Origin of the sequence: Streptomyces sp. URMC 124 (genome assembly GCF_051386455.1) — a bacterium.
Taxonomy (GTDB): Bacteria; Actinomycetota; Actinomycetes; order Streptomycetales; family Streptomycetaceae; genus Streptomyces.
On sequence record NZ_JBPQTS010000355.1, the window covers coordinates 1 to 559 of the forward strand.

1 protein-coding gene is annotated in these 559 nt (G+C 70.3%); it reads right to left on the reverse strand.

Annotation, left to right across the window (positions count from 1 at the left end; all coding sequences use genetic code 11):
* Positions 1 to 337, reverse strand: a 337-nt coding sequence (locus tag ACSNOG_RS32910; protein WP_436756355.1) for a ParB/RepB/Spo0J family partition protein, incomplete at its 3' end; no start/stop codon positions are given.
* Positions 338 to 559: the final 222 nt, after the last annotated feature.

Genomic DNA, 559 nt, shown 5'->3' on the forward strand with positions numbered 1-559 from the left:
GCAGGCCATGGGAGATGTTCGCCGTGACGGCCTCGACGAACACCTCGTCCGCCGGGACATCGAGGTAGCGGACGGCGATCTCGTGCTCCCCCCGGAGTACCGCCGCCCGCAGCCGGTGCATGCCGTCGACGACCTGGCGCGTGGCGCGGTGCACCAGGATCGGGTCGAACGCGCGGGGCGACTCGGCGAGGGCCCGGACGTGGTCCGGGTCGACACCGCCCGTCCGCGGCGAATCGCCCTCCTTGAGACTGCTGACCGGAACCTTGACCACCGGGCGCGGTACGCCCCGCAATCCCGGCCCCGGCACCACCGACATGTCCTTCGTCCCTGCGGGCATCTTCGACAACGCAGGCCCCCCTTTTCGCTCGCGTGCGGTACCGCAAGGATGCAACGCTTGTTCGTCTCAGCGAAAGATCAATTGGGAGCGGGGTGCCGGATCTCACGCGCCCGCGCCGGAACCGCGCATGGGGAATCAGTAATTCCGGAACGGGTGGGCGCTGCCCGGGAGTTGCCGGGGACCGCTTCCTAGTCGCCCCCGCCGTCACCGCCCCCGCTGTCT